19 protein-coding genes and 1 other annotated feature are annotated in these 19,735 nt (G+C 51.2%); of the genes, 6 read left to right on the forward strand and 13 right to left on the reverse strand.

The window, feature by feature from the left end; translation table 11 throughout:
* Positions 1 to 251: 251 nt before the first annotated feature.
* The 3 genes from clpB to rluD form a co-directional block, all read right to left on the reverse strand.
* Entirely contained in the window at positions 252 to 2,825 is a 2,574-nt protein-coding gene (clpB, locus tag SC206_RS02405) for an ATP-dependent chaperone ClpB (protein ID WP_332733841.1), read from the reverse strand.
* 130 nt (positions 2,826 to 2,955) lie between these two features.
* Positions 2,956 to 3,729: a purine nucleoside phosphorylase YfiH gene (yfiH, locus tag SC206_RS02410; protein ID WP_332733843.1), complete on the reverse strand. Its 774-nt coding sequence runs from the start codon at positions 3,727 to 3,729 to the stop codon at positions 2,956 to 2,958.
* Complete coding sequence (rluD, locus tag SC206_RS02415; protein ID WP_332733845.1) at positions 3,729 to 4,706, reverse strand: 23S rRNA pseudouridine(1911/1915/1917) synthase RluD; 978 nt, start codon at positions 4,704 to 4,706, stop codon at positions 3,729 to 3,731. Before rluD ends, yfiH begins: the two co-directional genes overlap by 1 nt.
* 129 nt (positions 4,707 to 4,835) lie before the next feature.
* Here rluD and bamD point away from each other — a divergent pair, with 129 nt between their 5' ends.
* The 4 genes from bamD to pheA all read left to right on the forward strand — a co-directional run bounded on the left by bamD (position 4,836) and on the right by pheA (position 7,796).
* A complete protein-coding gene (bamD, locus tag SC206_RS02420; RefSeq protein ID WP_332733847.1) occupies positions 4,836 to 5,567 on the forward strand; it encodes an outer membrane protein assembly factor BamD in 732 nt (243 codons plus the stop codon).
* Positions 5,568 to 5,842: 275 nt separating this feature from the next.
* Positions 5,843 to 6,184: a ribosome-associated translation inhibitor RaiA gene (raiA, locus tag SC206_RS02425; RefSeq protein ID WP_332733849.1), complete on the forward strand. Its 342-nt coding sequence runs from the start codon at positions 5,843 to 5,845 to the stop codon at positions 6,182 to 6,184.
* Positions 6,185 to 6,450: 266 nt separating this feature from the next.
* Positions 6,451 to 6,575 (forward strand) — a sequence feature (Phe leader region).
* Positions 6,452 to 6,499, forward strand: a complete 48-nt coding sequence (locus tag SC206_RS02430; protein ID WP_197724615.1) for a hypothetical protein — start codon at positions 6,452 to 6,454, stop codon at positions 6,497 to 6,499. It overlaps the preceding feature by 48 nt.
* Positions 6,576 to 6,638: 63 nt before the next feature.
* Entirely contained in the window at positions 6,639 to 7,796 is a 1,158-nt protein-coding gene (gene pheA, locus SC206_RS02435) for a bifunctional chorismate mutase/prephenate dehydratase (RefSeq protein ID WP_332733851.1), read from the forward strand.
* A 91-nt stretch (positions 7,797 to 7,887) separates the two neighbouring features.
* On the opposite strand, the gene tyrA is transcribed toward pheA, so the two are convergent.
* The 7 genes from tyrA to ffh all read right to left on the reverse strand — a co-directional run bounded on the left by tyrA (position 7,888) and on the right by ffh (position 13,952).
* Positions 7,888 to 9,009 (reverse strand): bifunctional chorismate mutase/prephenate dehydrogenase, encoded by a 1,122-nt coding sequence (gene tyrA / locus SC206_RS02440; RefSeq protein WP_332733853.1) that lies wholly within the window; start codon positions 9,007 to 9,009, stop codon positions 7,888 to 7,890.
* Positions 9,010 to 9,016: 7 nt separating this feature from the next.
* Entirely contained in the window at positions 9,017 to 10,093 is a 1,077-nt protein-coding gene (locus tag SC206_RS02445) for a 3-deoxy-7-phosphoheptulonate synthase (protein WP_332733855.1), read from the reverse strand.
* Positions 10,094 to 10,340: 247 nt separating this feature from the next.
* Entirely contained in the window at positions 10,341 to 10,703 is a 363-nt protein-coding gene (gene rplS / locus SC206_RS02450; RefSeq protein ID WP_045048586.1) for a 50S ribosomal protein L19, read from the reverse strand.
* Positions 10,704 to 10,783: 80 nt separating this feature from the next.
* Positions 10,784 to 11,527: a tRNA (guanosine(37)-N1)-methyltransferase TrmD gene (trmD, locus tag SC206_RS02455; protein ID WP_332733860.1), complete on the reverse strand. Its 744-nt coding sequence runs from the start codon at positions 11,525 to 11,527 to the stop codon at positions 10,784 to 10,786.
* Between the two features lie 66 nt (positions 11,528 to 11,593).
* On the reverse strand, positions 11,594 to 12,142 hold the full coding sequence (gene rimM, locus SC206_RS02460; RefSeq protein WP_332733862.1) for a ribosome maturation factor RimM: 549 nt from the start codon (positions 12,140 to 12,142) through the stop codon (positions 11,594 to 11,596).
* An 18-nt stretch (positions 12,143 to 12,160) separates the two neighbouring features.
* The gene (gene rpsP, locus SC206_RS02465) at positions 12,161 to 12,409 is read right to left on the reverse strand and encodes a 30S ribosomal protein S16 (RefSeq protein ID WP_017493592.1); all 249 of its coding nucleotides are present in this window, start codon (positions 12,407 to 12,409) and stop codon (positions 12,161 to 12,163) included.
* A gap of 181 nt (positions 12,410 to 12,590) precedes the next feature.
* Positions 12,591 to 13,952, reverse strand: coding sequence for a signal recognition particle protein (gene ffh / locus SC206_RS02470; RefSeq protein ID WP_332733866.1), 1,362 nt, complete (start codon positions 13,950 to 13,952; stop codon positions 12,591 to 12,593).
* A gap of 179 nt (positions 13,953 to 14,131) precedes the next feature.
* Here ffh and SC206_RS02475 point away from each other — a divergent pair, with 179 nt between their 5' ends.
* Both SC206_RS02475 and SC206_RS02480 read left to right on the forward strand, forming a co-directional pair.
* A complete protein-coding gene (locus SC206_RS02475) occupies positions 14,132 to 14,923 on the forward strand; it encodes a cytochrome C assembly family protein (protein ID WP_332733868.1) in 792 nt (263 codons plus the stop codon).
* Positions 14,924 to 15,042: 119 nt separating this feature from the next.
* Positions 15,043 to 16,329 carry an HlyC/CorC family transporter gene (locus SC206_RS02480; RefSeq protein WP_332733870.1) on the forward strand — a complete coding sequence of 429 codons (1,287 nt, stop codon included), beginning with the start codon at positions 15,043 to 15,045 and terminating at the stop codon, positions 16,327 to 16,329.
* Positions 16,330 to 16,474: 145 nt separating this feature from the next.
* On the opposite strand, the gene luxS is transcribed toward SC206_RS02480, so the two are convergent.
* From luxS to yqaB, 3 genes are all read right to left on the reverse strand, one after another.
* Positions 16,475 to 16,990 carry an S-ribosylhomocysteine lyase gene (gene luxS / locus SC206_RS02485; protein ID WP_332733872.1) on the reverse strand — a complete coding sequence of 172 codons (516 nt, stop codon included), beginning with the start codon at positions 16,988 to 16,990 and terminating at the stop codon, positions 16,475 to 16,477.
* A gap of 169 nt (positions 16,991 to 17,159) precedes the next feature.
* Positions 17,160 to 18,722 carry a glutamate--cysteine ligase gene (gene gshA / locus SC206_RS02490; RefSeq protein WP_332733874.1) on the reverse strand — a complete coding sequence of 521 codons (1,563 nt, stop codon included), beginning with the start codon at positions 18,720 to 18,722 and terminating at the stop codon, positions 17,160 to 17,162.
* Between the two features lie 146 nt (positions 18,723 to 18,868).
* On the reverse strand, positions 18,869 to 19,447 hold the full coding sequence (yqaB, locus tag SC206_RS02495; protein ID WP_332733877.1) for a fructose-1-phosphate/6-phosphogluconate phosphatase: 579 nt from the start codon (positions 19,445 to 19,447) through the stop codon (positions 18,869 to 18,871).
* Between the last annotated feature and the right edge of the window lie 288 nt (positions 19,448 to 19,735).

Below are 19,735 nucleotides of genomic sequence, written 5' to 3' on the forward strand. Positions count from 1 at the left end.
CTTCCCGACTCGTTCACACCGCGTTGCTGCTGCGTTGTTCCCTGTCGTTGGAGCGGCATTATAGGGAGTTTCTGAAGGGCCGCAACCCTTAATTCGAAATAAATTACTGACCGCTCATTTAATAAACGATATTGAGCTTTTTGGGCAATTAAGCAACAAAAAAGGGGCCAGAATCAGCTCTAGCCCCTCATTATCACAACTTACTCAGAATTTACTCAGGTTAACTGACCTGAGTTTTCCTCATTGTTGCCTTATTGTTTAGCAACGATGTGATCGTTTTCTACATCTATAGTAATCGGCTTACCCGGAATCAGCTTGCCTGACAGAATTTGCTGCGCCAGCGGGTTTTCAATCTCCTGCTGGATGGCGCGTTTCAGAGGTCGCGCACCATATACTGGATCAAAACCGGTGTTACCCAGCAGTTCAAGCGCTGCATCAGTAAGATGTGCACTGTATCCCCGCTCTTCCAGACGTTTATACAAACGCTGCAGCTGGATCTCGGCAATATGTTTGATATGCGCGTGAGCCAGTGGATGGAAGACCACGACTTCATCTATACGGTTGATAAACTCCGGACGGAAGTTTTGAGTGACGACTTCCATTACCGATTCTTTCATCTGCGCATAACTTGCTTCACCGAAATACTGCTGAATCACGTCCGACCCCAGATTCGAGGTCATGATTACCACGGTATTGCGGAAATCGACGGTACGACCTTGCCCATCGGTCAGACGTCCATCATCCAGAACCTGCAGCAGAATGTTGAACACATCGGGATGCGCCTTCTCTACTTCATCGAGCAGGATGACAGAATAAGGACGACGACGGACCGCCTCGGTCAGATAACCGCCCTCTTCATAGCCGACATAACCTGGAGGCGCGCCCACCAGCCGGGAAACAGAGTGTTTCTCCATAAACTCCGACATGTCGATACGCACCATTGCGTCGTCACTATTAAATAGAAACGTTGCAAGCGCTTTACAGAGCTCCGTTTTACCCACACCCGTTGGGCCGAGGAACAGGAAAGAACCAATCGGACGATTAGGATCAGACAATCCGGCGCGGCTGCGGCGAATCGCATTCGATACGGCATCCACCGCCTCGTTCTGGCCAATGACCCGATGATGCAGCTCATCTTCCATTCGCAGCAGTTTTTCGCGCTCGCTTTCCAGCATTCTGGCAACGGGAATTCCGGTCCAGCGCGCCAGTACGTCAGCAATCTCGACGTCAGTTACGCGGTTACGAAGCAGCTTCATGGTTTTACCTTCAGCCTGCGTGGCCGACGCGAGCTGTTTTTCGAGCTCTGGAATTTTGCCGTACTGCAATTCGGACATCCGCCCCAAGTCACCGACGCGGCGTGCCTGCTCAAGCGTGATTTTTGCCTGCTCCAACTCGGCCTTGATGTTTTGCGTGCCGGTCAACGACGCTTTTTCTGCTTTCCACTCTTCTTCCAGCTCGGAATACTCGCGCTCTTTCTGGTCAAGCTCGGTCGTCAGCATTTCAAGACGTTTGATGCTGGCATCATCCGACTCTTTCTTTAATGCCTGCTGTTCAAGCTTCAACTGAATGATACGGCGATCGAGACGGTCGAGAGATTCTGGCTTGGAGTCCATCTGCATACGAATGCTCGACGCCGCTTCATCTATAAGGTCGATAGCTTTATCGGGTAACTGGCGATCGGAAATGTAACGATGAGACAAAGTCGCCGCCGCAACGATAGCCGGATCGGTAATCTGCACGTGGTGGTGAAGCTCGTAACGCTCTTTCAGTCCACGTAAAATCGCGATGGTATCTTCAACGGATGGCTCGGCAACAAACACCTTCTGGAAACGACGTTCCAGCGCGGCATCTTTCTCGATAAACTGACGATACTCGTTTAATGTTGTTGCACCAACGCAGTGTAATTCGCCGCGCGCCAAGGCTGGCTTCAGCATGTTGCCCGCGTCCATCGCGCCGTCGGCCTTGCCTGCGCCAACCATGGTATGCAGCTCGTCAATAAAGAGAATGACGTTGCCTTCCTGCTTGGCCAAATCGTTAAGCACGCCTTTCAGCCGCTCTTCGAACTCACCACGATATTTGGCACCCGCCACCAGCGCGCCCATATCAAGAGACAGCACGCGCTTGTTTTTCAAACCTTCCGGCACTTCACCATTAATGATGCGCTGCGCAAGGCCTTCGGCGATGGCCGTTTTACCGACGCCGGGTTCACCAATTAATACCGGATTGTTTTTGGTACGACGTTGCAGAACCTGAATCGTCCGGCGAATCTCTTCATCGCGGCCGATTACCGGGTCAAGCTTGCCTTGTTCGGCACGCTCAGTCAGATCAATGGTGAATTTTTTCAAAGCCTGACGTGCGTCTTCGGCTCCCTGATCATCCACTTTGTCACCACCTCGCATTTGATCGATAGCTACACTGATTTTTTCAACGGTCGCGCCAGTGGCCTTAAGCAGGTCAGTCAGTACGCCGCGATCTTTCAACACCGCCAGAATGAAAAGTTCCGACGAAATAAACTTGTCGGCGCGCTGTTGGGCCAATTTGTCACAAAGATTTAAAACGCGAACCAGTTCACTGGATGGTTGAACATCCCCTCCGGTTCCTTCAACTTGCGGTAAACGCCCCAATGCCTGATCGACGTCCGCACGTACTCGCTGCGCATCAATGCCCGCAGAAGTTAATAAAGGACGCACGGTTCCCCCTTCCTGCGTGAGCAAGGCGCTCATCAGGTGGACGGGTTCGATAAAGTTGTTGTCGCGGCCAAGTGCGAGTGACTGGGCATCGGCGAGGGCAAGCTGGAATTTACTGGTAAGACGATCCAGACGCATAACACCTCCAATACTGAACAAAATTGCTACTGGAGATTAAATGAGGTCAAGCCTCACGATTTCAAGGTTATCTTGTCAGTATATTATGAGTACAACGTTATGCGTACGTGGATCGTCTTGATTTGATAGGTTATATCAGCCAGATCAAACTTGCCAGCCGTCCGGTGATACCATCGCGTCGATAAGAGAAAAAAGAGGCAGGCTCACTCACCGTGCAACGATCGCCACCGTAGAAATGGCGGACGCCGGCGGCCTGTAATCTCAGGCGGGCAAGCTGATAGATGTCGGCGAGGTACTTATTACTAACAAGAGAAGTATTATTATCGAAAGAAGGACTATTAATGAAAGGCGTAAATGCGGTGGCGGCCTGCGCGTCGTTATCCATAAAGGCTTCACGCACTTCGGCGCCGACTTCAAACTGCTGCGGGCCAATTGCCGGTCCGAACCAGACCATGACATCCTGCGGATCAGCGCGGAAAGCCGACAACGTGTTCTCAAGAATCCCGGCATTGAGGCCACGCCATCCGGCATGCGCCGCTGCGACTTCATCCCCTGCCCTGCTGCAAAACAGCACGGGTAAACAGTCGGCACTCATCGCCGCACAAACCACACCTGGCTCATCGGTATACGCCGCATCGGCGCGAATAGTCTGGTGAGGCGTTTTTTGCGTAAGACGAGCAACATCGGTGCCGTGTACCTGATCCAGCCAGTGAGGCGCGGCGGGCAGTGAGGCAATTTGCTGTAAACGTTGTCGATTGGAGGCGACGTGTTCAGGCAGGTCGGAAACGTGGGAACCGAGATTAAGCGACGCGTAGGGCGGCAAACTTACGCCACCCTGACGAGTTGAAGAACAGGACCGCACCGTTTCCGGTTGCGGCCACTGTGGCAGGATTAATGCAGGCATTACCAATGCATCTGGTCCTTGAACTCTTCAGTATCGGCTTTCATGGCGTTGATCAAATCGACCATGTCCTGAGGCAGCGGCGCATGCCACTCCATCTGGATACCAGTTACCGGATGGAACAAACGCAGCATAGTTGCATGCAGCGCCTGACGATCAAAGGTACGCAGCTGATTGATGAACACGTCTGACGCGCCTTTTGGCGGACGCGGACGACCACCGTAAAGCTGATCACCCACCAGCGGATGGTTGATGTGCGCCATGTGAACGCGGATCTGGTGGGTACGGCCCGTTTCCAGACGCAAACGCAGACGCGTATGGGCACGGAAATGCTCCATAATGCGATAGTGCGTGGTCGCGGGTTTACCCATTGGGTGAACGGCCATGTGAGTACGTTTGGTGCTGTGACGCGAAATTGGCTCGTTGACCGTGCCACCCGCTGTCATATTGCCGATAGCCACCGCTTCATATTCACGTGTAATTTCACGGCGTTGCAGCGCGTCAACCAGGTGAGTCTGTGCAGGAACGGTTTTGGCAACCACCATCAAACCGGTAGTGTCTTTATCGAGACGGTGCACAATGCCGCAGCGCGGAACGTCGATAATTTCTGGATAATGGTGCAGCAAGGCATTCAGCACGGTGCCATCGGGATTACCGGCGCCTGGGTGAACCACTAAATCGCGCGGTTTATTGATGACCAGAATGTCGTCATCTTCATAAACGATGGACAGCGCGATGTCTTGAGCAAGCCAGCGAGCTTCCTCTTCTATCTGCGCATCGATAGCAATTGCTTCGCCACCCAGCACTTTTTCTTTCGGTTTGGCGACTTTTTTACCGTTTACTGTAACCCTTTCGTCAAGAATCCAATCTTTTATACGAGATCTTGAATAATCAGGGAACAATTCGGCCAAAGCCTGATCTAACCGTTGACCGAGTTGTGTTTCGGCAACCGTCGCCGTGAGTTGTACTTGTTGTGCCATATGCTGCTCTTGGGTAACCTTGGGTTTTCACGGCGATGCCGTTTAAAATAATGTGCTATTGTAGCTGGTCTAAGTCGGGAGCTTAACGGACAGTCTCCCAGAATAACACCTGAGGATAATCAAAACGTCATGACGCGTGTGAAATATCTGGTGGCAGCAGCCACGTTGAGTCTGGCGCTGGTAGGTTGCTCCAGTTCCAAAGAAACGGTCCCCGATAACCCGCCAAACGTCCTTTATGCGACTGCCCAGCAAAAACTGCAGGACGGTAACTTCAAAGGCGCGATTGCGCAACTGGAAGCGTTAGATAACCGCTACCCGTTTGGGCCGTACTCACAGCAAGTGCAGTTGGATCTGATTTATGCCTATTACAAGTCGGCAGATTTGCCGCTTGCTCAAGCATCAATCGATCGCTTCATGCGTTTGAATCCGACTCATCCAAACATCGACTACGTCATGTATATGCGTGGCCTGACCGATATGGCGTTGGATGATAGTGCACTGCAAGGATTCTTTGGTGTCGATCGCTCGGACCGTGATCCACAGCATGCACGCGCTGCGTTTCGCGATTTCAGCCAGCTGCTTCATTCTTATCCAAACAGTCAGTATGCGACCGATGCCAACAAGCGTCTGGTCTTCCTGAAAGACCGTTTGTCTAAATATGAACTGTCAGTGGTGCAATACTACACTAAACGCGGGGCTTACGTCGCCGTAGTTAATCGTGTTGAGCAAATGATGAAGGATTATCCTGATACTAAAGCAACGCGTGATGCGCTGCCTCTGATGGAAAATGCTTACAAAGAACTGCAATTAAATAATGAAGCAGACAAGGTCGCTAAAATTATCGCGCAGAACCCTGCCTGATAGCTTTACAGCCTGGATGTTTAAAACGGTGGCCTCGGCTGCCGTTTTTTTTGCCTGAAACAAGACTAATCCTTCAATATTTTTATATTTATCTTATTGATAATTTTGCGTTCTTCTACTCTTTGCAAACGCTTTTGTTCACTTAATCAGCATTCATCACAATTAATAGGCTCCTGACAAACAGTGACAAAAAAGTGTGACACAGATCACATAAATTGTCGTGTGGGACGGTATGCTGGACCTACCTAGACGGAAAGACAGAGAGGTAAGTTAATATGATCGTAAACATTACCAGCAAGCACATGGACATCACGACCGCGATTCGGGAACACGTCGAAGACCGTCTAAAAAAACTGGAAAAGTGGCAGACTCAGTTAATTACTCCACACATTGTTCTTTCTAAAGAACCTCAAGGTTTCGTCGCCGATGCGACAATCGGTACTGCTAATGGCCCTCTGGTCGCCAGCGCCTCAAATCACGACATGTATGTCGCAGTGAATGATTTGATTGCCAAACTGGAGCGTCAGCTGAATAAAGTTCAGCATAAGGGTGAAGCACGTAGGGCAGAAAGTTGTGTTAAAGACATTAATCTTCAGCCTATCGAAGAAGAAGAATAGTCACCTGCTTTCCCAGTGGTCATGATTCAGCACCACGCTGAACCTTTAAACCTGACCCTATTGCTCAACAGCTACAATCCATAACAATGCGCTCTTAGGGGCGCATTTGTTTTTAATCCCCTTCCCTTCTTCTCTTCAATGATCACTTTAATAATCAGTTTTCCTTGCGAAATTCCTAACGAAACACTTTGAATGGCAAATCTTATTGACGAGTCAAAAGCCAAGGGTTACTTTAATGACTTACTTTTGACGAGCACACTGTCCAACATGTTCCGTAAACCGTTTTTCTTCGCATTCTTTTTTACCTTCCCCTAACTGGGAGGCGTTTCGTCGTATAAGAAAGAATGCGAAGACGAATAGAAAGCCTCCTAACTCAGGAGGCTTTTTTTTTAACATAAAATAAAAAACCGAAGCGTCCTCGTTTTCGGCACCAACAATTAAAAAGGCATAACCGATGAGTGATAACCCGTTATTGGACCTGCGCGAGCGTATCAGCGCTCTGGACGTTAAACTGCTTGCCCTGCTGGCTGAGCGTCGTGGACTGGCAATTGAAGTTGCGCAGACTAAAATGCACAGCCATCGCCCTATTCGTGATATCGAGCGCGAGCGCGAGCTGCTTAACCGTCTGATTGTCGAAGGTAAAAAGCATAACCTTGATGGCCATTACATCACTCGCGTATACCAGCTGATTATTGAAGATTCGGTGCTGACCCAGCAGGCACTGCTGCAACAGCATCTGAATCAGACGGCTTCGGGTTCGGCGCGTATTGCCTTCCTGGGTCCAAAAGGGTCTTACTCTCACCTTGCTGCACGCCAATACGCCGCGCGACATTTCGACCAATTTATCGAATCGGGCTGCCTGAAGTTTCAAGACATCTTTACCCAGGTCGAAACGGGCCAGGCAGATTACGCTGTGCTGCCCATTGAAAACACCAGCTCAGGCTCTATCAACGACGTTTACGATTTGCTGCAACACACCAGCCTGTCTATCGTTGGCGAGCTGACTAATGTCATCAATCATTGTGTTTTAGTTGCCGCCGAGACGGACCTGTCAAAAATCGACACGGTTTATAGCCATCCTCAGCCTTTCCAGCAGTGCAGCCAGTTCATTAATCGTTTCCCGCAGTGGAAAATTGAATATTGTGAAAGCACAGCCGCCGCAATGGAAAAAGTCGCTGCTTCAAAATCCCCTAACGTAGCCGCGTTGGGAAGTGAAGCGGGCGGCGCGCTGTATGGTTTGCAAGTCTTGGAACATAATCTGGCGAACCAAAAGCAAAACATCACGCGCTTTATCGTGCTCGCCCGCAAGGCTATCGACGTAACCGAGCAGGTTCCGGCTAAAACTACGCTTATTATGGCGACCGGCCAGCAATCAGGTGCGCTGGTTGATGCGCTTATGGTGTTCCGCGAGCAGGGCATCATCATGACCAAACTGGAATCGCGTCCAATCAATGGTAACCCGTGGGAAGAGATGTTTTATGTCGACGTACAGGCCAACCTGCGTTCGGAAGCCATGGAAAACGCACTGCGTAATCTGAGCCCGATCACCCGTTCGCTGAAAGTACTCGGCTGTTACCCAAGTGAAAACGTTGTTGCCGTAAATCCGGAATAAAGCTCGCAAAAATAGGTTAAAAAAAGGCCAGCACGTTTTTACGTCTGGCCTTTTACATTTTCGGGAGTAGAGTCCCTGTGTGTTCCGGAAGCTATTTGCGGCTGTCGTTTGCCTGACGCAGCAGTGAACCACTTTCTTTCAGGAAACGAGGCGCATAATCGCCAAACCACGCTTCAACCTTGCGGAACTTCGCGATAAACGCCTGCTTATCGCCGGTTTCCAGCAGGGCCAGAGCGTCGCCAAATCGCTGGTAGTAACGTTTAATCAGCGAAATATTGTTCTCTGACGACATAATAATGTCTGCGTAAAGTTGAGGATCTTGCGCAAACAGGCGACCGACCATCGCCAACTCAAGACGATAAATAGGCGAAGACAACGCCAGCAGCTGTTCAATATCGACGTTTTCTTCTGACAGATGCATGCCGTAGGCGAAAGTCGCAAAGTGGCGCAAAGCCTGCACAAACGACATATTCTGATCGTGCTCGACGGCACTGATCTTATGTAAACGCGCGCCCCACACTTGCAGCTGCTCGAGCAGCCACTGGTAGGCCTCGGGTTCACGACCATCGCAGTAAACAACGACCTGCTTGGCCAAACTGCCGACGTCAGGGCCAAACATCGGATGCAAGCCGACTACCGGACCTTCGTGCGCGGCCAACATCGCCTGCAACGGTTTGTTCTTGATGGAAGCCAGATCGACCAGAATACAGTCGGCCGGCAGCGCAGGCAGGCGAGCGATCACCTCTTCGGTCAGGTGAATCGGCACGCTTACAATTACCATGCCCGCGTCGGCCAGCAGCGTTTCTGCCTGAGGCCAGTCCTCCTGCTCCAGCGATTTAACCTGATAGCCAGAGAGCTCAAGCATACGGGTAAACAGACGGCCCATTTGCCCTTTGCCGCCGACAATCACCACCGGACGCAGCGCGGGATGCAGCGTTTTAAAGCCTTTGTCGTTTTCGCTGGTATAAGATTCGCGCATCACCCGGCGCAAAACGTCTTCAATAAGGTCGGCCGGAACCCCCAGATTAACGGCTTCCTGACGACGCGAGGCCAGCATGGCGGCTTCGCGCTCCGGAACATAAATTGGCAGACCATAGCGGCTCTTTACTTCGCCAACTTCCGCCACCAGATGTAAACGTCTGGCTAAAAGATCTAGTAATGCTTTATCGACTTCATCAATCTGGTCACGCAATGCGTTGAGTTCGGCCACCATAAAACGTCTATTCTCCTGAAATTCGTGCTGCCAGCGAGTCGCCTAGCTCCTGATGCATGTTACGCAGCAGGGCTTCGGTGGTTTCCCAGTTAATGCAGGCATCCGTAACCGATACGCCGTAACGCATGTCGGAACGCGGCTGCTCGGAAGACTGGTTACCTTCGTTCAAATGACTTTCCAGCATCAGGCCGGTGATTGAACGATTACCTGCCTTGATCTGGCTGATAGCCGATTCGGCAACCAGCGGCTGGCGACGATAGTCTTTGTTTGAATTACCATGGCTGCAATCTATCATCAAGGATGGACGGAGTCCCGCGCCGAGCATCTGTTTTTCACAGTCCGATACATCTTCGGCGCTGTAATTTGGCGTTTTACCACCGCGCAGGATCACGTGACCGTCTGGATTACCCTGCGTTTGCAGCAGACAAACCTGCCCCGCCTGATTAATACCCACAAAACGGTGCGGCATTGCAGCGGCGCGCATGGCGTTAATCGCCGTGCCGAGGCTACCGTCAGTGCCGTTTTTGAAACCAACCGGCATCGACAGGCCAGACGCCATTTCGCGGTGGGTTTGTGATTCGGTGGTACGCGCGCCGATAGCGGACCAGCTGAACAGGTCACCCAGGTATTGCGGGCTGTTAGGGTCCAGTGCTTCGGTAGCGATAGGCAGACCCATGCTTACCAGTTGCAGCAAGAGATTACGCGCGATATGTAAACCGCCTTCAACGTCGAAAGTGCCATCCATGTGCGGATCGTTGATAAGCCCCTTCCAACCCACCGTAGTACGCGGTTTTTCAAAGTACACGCGCATCACGATGTACAGGCGATCGCTGAGTTCTTCCGACAAAGTTTTCAGGTGACGTGCGTATTCTATTGCTGCATCCAGATCATGTACCGAGCAAGGTCCGCAAACAATCAGCAGGCGCGGGTCGCGGCCGTGAATGATGTCGGCGATAGTTTGTCGAGACTGCTCGATGCTCGCCTCGTTCTCTTGGCTCAGCGGAAACTTATTCTTTAACTCTTCAGGTGTAATCAGCACTTCTTCGGCACTGATGTGCACGTTGTTCAGGGCATCTTTTTGCATGGCGGCTATCCAGGGTAAATTTAGAAGATATTTGCTGTTACCAGCACTGCCAACAACGATACCACAGGCTGTAAAGTTTTCAAGCGGATGGTGTAAACTATAAATTACCAATAGCTAATAAAGGCCAAATATCGTAAACAATAGATTACACTCTAGCTTGGTGCGCCTTAATACTCTCTTGCGGGCGCCAGAAAAAAGGCAAAAAAAAACGGCCCACACGGGGCCGTTTATATAACACTTGAGAATGTTATCGTGCGTTAACGCGGTTAAGACGCTCTTTGATACGAGCAGACTTACCAGTACGTTCGCGCAGGTAGTACAGTTTCGCTTGACGAACGGCACCACGACGTTTAACAGCGATGCTGTCAATTACAGGTGAGTGAGTCTGGAATACACGCTCAACACCTTCGCCGTTAGAAATTTTACGAACAGTGAATGCAGAGTGCAGACCGCGGTTACGGATAGCGATAACCACGCCCTCGAATGCCTGCAGACGTTTCTTGCTTCCTTCAACGACCCATACTTTCACTTCGACCGAGTCACCCGGACGGAATGAAGGTACGTCTTGCTTCATCTGCTCTTGTTCGATTTGCTTAATGATATTGCTCATAATATATCTCTTACCCTAGGTAAACTGATAGTTCAGAGAATCTTGCAGCACAAGGCTTCAATACTCTCTTGATAGTTTTGTTAGCTGATCCGATGTTCCCGTTGGAACTCTTTCAGCAACACCTCTTGCTCGTCAGTCAGAGCTAGGTTTTCCAGAAGTTCAGGTCTTCTAAGCCAGGTACGGCCCAGCGACTGCTTCAAACGCCAGCGACGAATTTCTGCATGATTTCCCGACAGTAGAACCGGCGGTACCTCCATGCCTTCCAACACTTCAGGGCGGGTATAATGGGGACAATCCAGTAATCCATCGGCAAAAGAGTCCTCTTCTGCCGAAGCATGATGACCCAGCACGCCCGGAATAAACCGAGAAACTGAATCAATCAACGTCATAGCGGGAAGTTCCCCACCGCTAAGTACGTAATCGCCGATTGACCATTCTTCGTCAATTTCGGTTTTGATCACGCGCTCATCGATGCCCTCATAACGACCGCACACCAGAATTATCTTCTGATTGGTCGCCAGTTCGCAAACGCCTTGCTGGTCAAGTTTGCGCCCCTGTGGTGAAAGATAAATCACTTTCACGCCTTCGCCTGCCGCTGCTTTAGCTGTATGAATCGCTTCCCGCAAGGGTTGCACCATCATCAGCATGCCCGGTCCGCCGCCATAAGGGCGTTCGTCCACGGTGCGGTGTCGATCGTAGGCGAAGTCACGTGGACTCCAGCACTCTACGCTCAACAGGCCATTCTTTACTGCCCGGCCAGTTACCCCGTATTCGGTGATTGCGCGGAACATCTCGGGGAATAGGCTAATTATACCAATCCACATAGCCTAATCCTCATAACGACATTTCACTCAGCCCACGGTTATCTACGCGAGTAGACATTACGGAGGTCAAAAACCAGGATCCCAATCTACTTCAACAGTGCGAGTAGCGAGATCGACTTTCTTGATAACCTGCCCATCGAGGAACGGAATCAACCGCTCCTTGATGCCAAACGCATCTTTCAGGTTTGCTTTGACTACCATCACATCGTTCGAACCGGTTTCCATCATATCGATGATTTTACCGAGCTCGTAACCGGTGGTGGTCACTACCTGGCAACCGAAAAGGTCTTTCCAGTAGTAATCACCCTCGCCGAGGTCTGGCAGCTGGCTTGAATCTACGACAATCTCGCGATTGGTCAGTAGGTTAGCCGCATCCCGATCGTCAACGCCTTTGACTTTGATGATCAGGTCCTGATTGTGGCGCTTCCAGCTTTCCAGCTCGACAGCTTGCCACTTACCTGCCTGCTGGATAAACCAGGGCTGGTATTCGAAAATGCTTTCGGCGTCTTCGGTGGATGAAAACACTCTGAGCCAACCACGAATACCGTAAGTTGAGCCCATTTTGCCGAGAACAATCGGCTCAGCGGGCGTCACTGGATTGAGTTGCTTGCTCATTGCCACCACCGCGACAGATTAAGCTGCTTTCTTAGCGTCTTTGATCAGCGAAGCTACGCGATCAGAAACGGTTGCACCCAGATCTTGCCAGTGGGCAATACGATCCAGGTCCAGACGCAGTGCTTCAGCCTGGCCAGAAGCCAATGGGTTGAAGAAGCCTACGCGCTCGATGAAGCGACCATCACGAGCATTGCGGCTGTCGGTCACTACTACTTGATAGAACGGACGCTTTTTTGCGCCGCCACGTGCCAAACGAATTGTTACCATAACATCCTCTTTAGTGAATAAAACAGCCAGAGCCCATCGGGGAACGGGGTCTGGCTGCAATATAAAAAGCCCGAAAATTTTACTCATTTTGGCGCAAAAAGCAATCGAAAGCGTCTATAACCTCAAACTACTTTTGACCGATGGTTAATTTCCGATACTCATTATCATGTCGAACAGCAGCTTAGCGGCCCGGGAAACCCGGTGGCATCATGCCTTTCATGCCACGCATCATCTTGGCCATGCCGCCGTTCTTCATTTTCTTCATCATGCGCTGCATGTCGTCAAACTGCTTGAGCAGCCTGTTGACATCCTGCACCTGCATTCCGGCACCCAAAGCGATACGACGCTTGCGGGAACCTTTGATGATCTCTGGCTTGGCGCGCTCTTTCAGCGTCATCGAGTTGATGATAGCTTCCATACGCACCAGCACTTTGTCGTCCATCTGCGATTTAACGTTGTCAGGCAATTGACCCACGCCCGGCAGCTTGCTCATCATGCTCGCCATGCCGCCCATGTTGCGCATTTGCTTCAGCTGGTCGAGGAAATCGGTCAGGTCGAAACCGTTGCCCTTTTTCATCTTGGCGGCCAGCTTCTCGGCCTGCGCACGGTCTACCTTGCTTTCGATATCTTCGATAAGGGAAAGCACATCGCCCATGCCCAAGATACGTGACGCCACGCGATCGGGATGGAAAGGCTCGAGGGCATCGATTTTTTCGCCCATGCCCAGGAATTTAATCGGTTTGCCCGTGATATGACGAATGGAGAGTGCCGCACCACCTCGCGCATCACCGTCGACTTTAGTCAGGATCACGCCGGTTAACGGCAGCGCTTCGTTGAAGGCTTTTGCGGTATTTGCCGCATCCTGACCGGTCATGGCATCGACCACAAACAGGGTTTCAACCGGCTTGATAGCCGCGTGAACCTGCTTGATTTCGTCCATCATCGCTTCGTCGACGTGCAAACGACCGGCGGTATCCACCAGCAGAACGTCGAAGAATTTCAGCTTCGCGTGTTGCAACGCCGCGTTAACGATGTCGATAGGTTTTTGACTAACATCGGACGCGAAGAACTCAACGCCAACCTGCTCGGCCAAGGTTTCAAGCTGTTTAATTGCCGCAGGACGATAAACGTCGGCGGACACCACAAGAACTTTCTTCTTGCGCTTTTCTTTCAGAAACTTACCGAGTTTTGCGACGCTGGTCGTTTTACCCGCACCCTGCAAACCGGCCATCAATACGACGGCTGGCGGCTGGGCCGCAAGGTTCAGCTCGGAGTTCGCTTCGCCCATCGCCATTTCCAGCTCTTTCTGGACAATTTTGATGAACTCCTGCCCCGGCGTCAGGCTTTTGTTGACTTCAGTGCCAACGGCCGCCTCTTTCACGCGGTTAATGAAGTCACGCACTACCGGCAAGGCAACGTCAGCCTCCAGCAATGCCATGCGAACTTCACGCAGGGTTTCTTTTACATTTTCTTCGGTCAGCCGCCCACGGCCGCTGATATTGCGCAGTGTGCGCGACAATCGATCGGTTAAATTATCAAACATCGTCTCTTGCTCAACGTAATGACAGGCCGCTTTTGCGACACAATTGCGGGATTATAACACGAGAAGTCCGCACAATCTCTGCCCGTTGGATAAAGGTAAAATCGGGAGAGTTGTTGGAGCAATACGCAGGTAACGCTATACTGGCTTTCTCATTCATTTTTCGACGCAAATGACACAATATGCCAGCTTTCGCTCTTGTCGCCATGTTCGCCTATCTGCTTAGCCTTTCTTTGATCATTCCGAGCCTGATCCGCAAGAATGGTACCTATCGGCGCATCGCGTTACTTTCGGCTGTGGTCGCCCTGATTTGCCATGCGGTAACGCTTGAGCAGCGGGTGTTTGATGTCAGTACCGGTCAAAATCTTAGCCTGGTCAATATTGGCTCGATAGTCAGCCTGATTATCTGCACCGTAATGACCGGCGTCGCCTCGCGCAGTCGCGGCTGGTTTATTTTGCCGATCGTCTACTGCTTTGCGCTGATCAATCTCGCGCTGGTCGCTTTCCTGCCGGGTGAGTTCATAACGCACCTTGAGGCAAGCAAAGGGCTGCTGGTCCATATAGGATTAGCCCTGTTCTCCTACGCAACGCTGATTATTGCCGCGCTTTATGCCCTCCAGCTGGCGTGGCTCGATTATCAGTTGAAGAACAAAAAGCTGACGTTTTCCGCCGACATGCCGCCTTTAATGAGTATCGAGCGCAAACTTTTTCACATCACCCAAGGCGGTGTGATCCTGTTAACGCTGACGCTTTGCACCGGTTTGCTGTACATGGAAAACCTGTTTAGCCGCGAGAATATCGATAAAGCCGTCCTGTCTATTTTGGCGTGGCTGGTTTACATCGTTCTGCTGTGGGGACATTATCACGAAGGCTGGCGTGGACGCCGCGTGGTGTGGTTCAGCATGGCGGGCGCCATTCTGTTGACGCTGGCCTATTTCGGCAGCCGCCTGATTCAGCAGGTCATGGTGGGTTAACACCGACTGCTTGACCTTGCCGGGCCCGCTCTCTTTGCTGTGCATTGATCAAGCGCATGCATTGATCAAGCACATGCATTTATTACGCATTCATTCATAAAACATTAAGGAATTACCCGTTGGAGCACGTCTCAACAACTACCCTCATTATCATCCTGGTTATCATGGTGGTAGTTTCCGGCTATTTTTCGGCTTCCGAAACCGGAATGATGACCCTCAACCGCTATCGTTTACGCCATCTTGCCAAGCATGGAAACCGTGCTGCGCGTCGCGTTGAAAAACTTCTGAAGAAGCCCGATCAGCTGATTAGCCTGGTGTTGATCGGCAATAACCTGGTGAATATTCTCGCCTCTGCGCTGGCAACCATCGTCGGCATGCGTCTTTATGGCGATGCGGGCGTGGCGATTGCGACCGGCGTGCTGACTTTTGTGGTTCTGCTGTTCGCCGAAGTACTGCCAAAAACTTTTGCGGCGCTTTATCCTGAGCGCATTGCCTTCCCGAGCAGCCTGCTTCTTCGTCCGCTGCAAACCATCATGATGCCACTGGTGTGGCTACTGAACAGCCTCTCGAAGATTTTGATGCGCATGTTTGGTATCAAAACCAACGTTGGTATTAGCGACGCGGTCAGTAAAGAAGAGCTGCGGACGATCGTTAACGAATCGCGCTCGCAGATCTCGCGCCGTAATCAGGACATGCTGCTTTCCGTGCTGGATCTCGAAAAAGTCACCGTCGATGACATCATGGTGCCGCGCAACGAAATTCTCGGTATCGACATCAACGACGACTGGAAATCGATCAGCCGTCAGCTCACCCATTCGCCTCACGGCCGCATCGTGCTGTACCGCGGCTCTCTCGACGACGCTATCGGCATGCTCCGCCTGCGCGAAGCCTATCGCATGATGACCGAGAAGAAAGAGTTTACCAAAGAGAACCTGCTGCGCGCCGCCGACGAGATTTACTATATTCCGGAAGGCACGCCGCTGAACATTCAGCTGGTGAAGTTCCAGCGCAACAAGAAAAAGGTCGGCATTGTCGTTGACGAATACGGCGATATTCAGGGATTGGTGACGGTCGAAGATATTCTGGAAGAGATAGTCGGTGACTTTACCACGTCAATGTCGCCAACGTTGGCGGAAGAAGTCACGCCACAGAGCGACGGCACCGTGCTGATTGAAGGTAGCGCCAACGTGCGTGAGCTGAACAAGGCGTTCAACTGGAATCTACCGATTGAAGGGCCGCGCACGATTAACGGCATTCTGCTTGAAGTGCTGGAAGATATTCCGAAGATTGGCACTAGCCTGCGCATTGAAAGCTACGAAGTGGAAATTCTCGACGTGCAGGACAACATGATCAAACAGGTGCGAGTCAGGCCGTTGAAAACGTTGAAAAGCAGCACCGATCATTAAACGCTGATCCTGAATTCAAACTCTTTTTATCTGAGTTCAAACTTTGCTTACCTGAATTCAAAACCTGCTTAAAAGAAAAGACGCGATTCTCTCGCGTCTTTTTTTATGCCATCAGCCAAACGGCTAACTCTCAAGATGACGTGAACTAGATGTGCAGTTCAGTCAGCTTTTCTGGTGGCAACGCCAAATCTTCGTTGCGGTTAACACCAATTTCGCTGTCGACGATATGCTGGGCAATTTCCTGAGCTTCTTTCAGCGAGTGCATTTCACAGGTACCGCACTGATAGATGTTCAGTTCAGGGATCTGATTCTGATCTTTAACTTTCAGAATGTCGGCCATCGCCGCTTTCCATGCCACAGCAACGCGTTTTTCGTCTGGCGCGCCAATCAGGCTCATGTAGAAACCGGTACGGCAACCCATCGGAGAAATATCGATAATTTCGACGCCTTCACCATTTAAGTGATTACGCATGAAACCCGCGAACAGGTGCTCCAGAGTGTGAGTACCGCGCTCGGTCATCACTTCGATATTTGGGCGACAGAAGCGCAGATCAAATACGGTAAGCGTATCCCCACTTGGGGTTTTCATGGTTTTTGCAACGCGAACGGCAGGGGCAGCCATGATTGTATGGTCTACGGTAAAGCTATCCAACAGTGGCATATCGTCACCTCTCCTAAAAAAAATGAATTTTTTATCGAACTTGGGAAACCTTTTCCCAAAACACGAGTCTGAATATATGAAAGACGCGCATTTGTTATCATCATCCCTGAAACAGAGATGTTTGTTTTGGCCACAGTGATGTGGCCATTTTCTTTTTTGGCTCCCTGCCCTATTTCGCGGCGAGAGAGGCCAGATACTCTTCCAAGCTTAACTTATCACCCGCTTCCAGACTGCGCTGACGCTGCCAGGATGCATCGTGCTCTTCAGCCAGCTGCTTCTCGGTCAGAACCTCCATCGGCTCTTCAATCAGCATCTGACGATATTTCTCGGCCAGCTTGAGTCCCAGATTGCCTTCGCCCTCTTCCTTCATCATTTTCAGAATCCGGGCAGAATAGGTCAGTTCAGGATTATCGAAAGCGGCAACCAGTTCGCTGCACACTTCTTTATACTCATCATTGCCGTTTTGGCTATCCAGCACTTCCGCGACGCGACGTAAGTCGGCAAACAAAGAATTACCGACTTTATTCAACGGCTCACGCACGTCATCACAGCCAATACCGATGGTCTGGCCCGGCTTGCGGCCTTCAAGAATCACGCGATTCCAGTTTTGACGGGTGCAGAGGATCTCTTCGCTGCTCATTTCCGGCGCGTCGGCCAATGCACACCATATCAAAAATAGATCGAGGAAACGTGCCTGCGAGGCATCGAAACCGGTCGGAGTGAACGGATTGATGTCGAGTGAACGCACCTCAATGTATTCGATTCCACTGCGCATCAGCGCGTCGGAAGGCGTTTCGCCCGATTTAGTCACCCGCTTCGGGCGAATCGGAGCATAAAGCTCGTTCTCAATCTGTAACACATTCGTGTTCAGCTGCAGATATTTACCGTCTTTCTTCACGCCCATCGCGGCATATTCGGCCGACGGCGTGCGAATTGCCCGTTTAACGCCCGCCACGTAGGTTTCGAGATCGTTAAAGGTAATCCCCAAATTGCTTTGCGATTTATTGGTATAACCCAAATCGCTCAGACGCAGCGAGGTCGCGTAAGGCAGATAACATAACCCGTTTTCGGCGTATTCGAACGGCAGATTCGTTTCACGCCCTTTAAGGAATGAAGAGCAAATCGCGGGCGACGCACCGAACAGATAAGGAATAACCCAGCCAAAACGGTAGTAATTACGGATCAGTTTGAAATAGCCGGCAGAAATTTCTTCTTTGCCGCTCTGAGCATCTTCAATGCCCAGCCGCGCCTGCCAGAATTCAAGAGGCAGCGAAAAGTTGTAATGAATGCCCGAAATAATCTGCATCAGCGCGCCGTAACGGCTTTTCAGCCCCTGACGATACAGCGTTTTCATCTGCCCGACGTTTGAAGTGCCGTACTGCGCCAGCTCGATATCGTCGGCGGCATCGATAAAGCACGGCATGCTGAACGGCCACATTCTTTCATCGCCCAGCTCTTTCGCGACGTGGCGATGAATGTCTCGCAGAACACTCAACGTATGCTCAACGCTGTCGTCGACGGGCGTAATGAACTCAAGAAGCGATTCGGCAAAATCAGTGGTGACCCAATTATGCGTCAAGGCTGCGCCAAGCGATTCAGGGTGAGCCGTTTTCGCCAGCGAACCATTGGGATTAACACGAAGCGTTTCACGCTCAATGCCGCGGCGGATCCCTTTCACGGAATGGGGATGAGCTTCCAGCCAGGAAAGCGCCTGTGATACATCCGGGATCAATTTGACCTCCCGCTGTGTGCAAAAGTTAACGCGTAAATTTTCTGAATCTGCATAGAGGTGACCATCATAGATAACCGATACCAATCTTACCGCGTCGTGAACTTGCCCTGATGTGCCAACTGCCAACGGCGTAGCACGGGTCTAGCTCACAGCGTGCGTACGTCGACAAAAGCCATATTGGCCCGTTTAGCTGCTTCAATACCGAAATCGGCGTCTTCAAATACCACACACTTCTCGGGCGGCACGCCAATAAGTTCGGCGCAGCGCAGGAAGGTGTCAGGCGCCGGCTTGTGATTTTCTACGTCATTTGCGCCGACTATCGCGTCGAAGCACTCGCGCAACCCGAGATGACGCAGCAACGCGTCCGCCATCCAGTGCTCGCTGCCCGTGCCGACCGCCATAGGGCGACGCCCGTGAAACGCCTTCACCACCTCAATGAGTGGCAACGGCTGAACCGTGTCTAGCAACATCTCCTGTACGGCCGATGTTTTCTCGGCGGCGAGATGATGCGGGTCGAGTTCCACGTTGTTACTGTGAATTATAGACTGGGCAATGCGCCAGGTGGGAGAACCGTTAAGCGCAACCATGGCGGCCAGGTCATAGTGCAAATTATATTTGGTCAATACCTGATCCCAGGCTTTGCGGTGCGTCGGCTCGGTGTCCAGAATGGTACCGTCCATATCAAAGATTAATCCTTCATAGCCTTCGTATAGCTTGTAGTCCATAACACCGCCTACTCTTAACCAATATGGGGAAACTACTTTAGCGTAAAGATAGGAAATTGTCGCTTTTTGTCAGGCTGGAAAGCACACAGGGATTAGTCTTGCGAGAGGGATCGAAAGAAAGGAATATTTTTGCGGAGCGCAGAATGCAAAAAACCCGCCGAAGCGGGTTTCTTTGACTCCGGGACTTAACAAAGTCTCGAAGCATTTGAATATGGTGCACCCAGGAAGATTCGAACTTCCGACCGCTCGGTTCGTAGCCGAGTACTCTATCCAGCTGAGCTATGGGTG

The sequence above is a fragment of the Rouxiella sp. T17 genome, from assembly GCF_036663475.1.
Lineage (GTDB): Bacteria > Pseudomonadota > Gammaproteobacteria > Enterobacterales > Enterobacteriaceae > Rouxiella.

Coding starts and splice junctions, on each gene's coding strand:
- clpB (WP_332733841.1), bottom strand. CDS start 2,825: ATGCGTCTGGATCGTCTTACCAGTAAATTCCAGCTTGCCCTCGCCGAT.
- yfiH (WP_332733843.1), bottom strand. CDS start 3,729: ATGCCTGCATTAATCCTGCCACAGTGGCCGCAACCGGAAACGGTGCGG.
- rluD (WP_332733845.1), bottom strand. CDS start 4,706: ATGGCACAACAAGTACAACTCACGGCGACGGTTGCCGAAACACAACTC.
- bamD (WP_332733847.1), top strand. CDS start 4,836: ATGACGCGTGTGAAATATCTGGTGGCAGCAGCCACGTTGAGTCTGGCG.
- raiA (WP_332733849.1), top strand. CDS start 5,843: ATGATCGTAAACATTACCAGCAAGCACATGGACATCACGACCGCGATT.
- pheA (WP_332733851.1), top strand. CDS start 6,639: ATGAGTGATAACCCGTTATTGGACCTGCGCGAGCGTATCAGCGCTCTG.
- tyrA (WP_332733853.1), bottom strand. CDS start 9,009: ATGGTGGCCGAACTCAACGCATTGCGTGACCAGATTGATGAAGTCGAT.
- SC206_RS02445 (WP_332733855.1), bottom strand. CDS start 10,093: ATGCAAAAAGATGCCCTGAACAACGTGCACATCAGTGCCGAAGAAGTG.
- rplS (WP_045048586.1), bottom strand. CDS start 10,703: ATGAGCAATATCATTAAGCAAATCGAACAAGAGCAGATGAAGCAAGAC.
- trmD (WP_332733860.1), bottom strand. CDS start 11,527: ATGTGGATTGGTATAATTAGCCTATTCCCCGAGATGTTCCGCGCAATC.
- rimM (WP_332733862.1), bottom strand. CDS start 12,142: ATGAGCAAGCAACTCAATCCAGTGACGCCCGCTGAGCCGATTGTTCTC.
- rpsP (WP_017493592.1), bottom strand. CDS start 12,409: ATGGTAACAATTCGTTTGGCACGTGGCGGCGCAAAAAAGCGTCCGTTC.
- ffh (WP_332733866.1), bottom strand. CDS start 13,952: ATGTTTGATAATTTAACCGATCGATTGTCGCGCACACTGCGCAATATC.
- SC206_RS02475 (WP_332733868.1), top strand. CDS start 14,132: ATGCCAGCTTTCGCTCTTGTCGCCATGTTCGCCTATCTGCTTAGCCTT.
- luxS (WP_332733872.1), bottom strand. CDS start 16,990: ATGCCACTGTTGGATAGCTTTACCGTAGACCATACAATCATGGCTGCC.
- yqaB (WP_332733877.1), bottom strand. CDS start 19,447: ATGGACTACAAGCTATACGAAGGCTATGAAGGATTAATCTTTGATATG.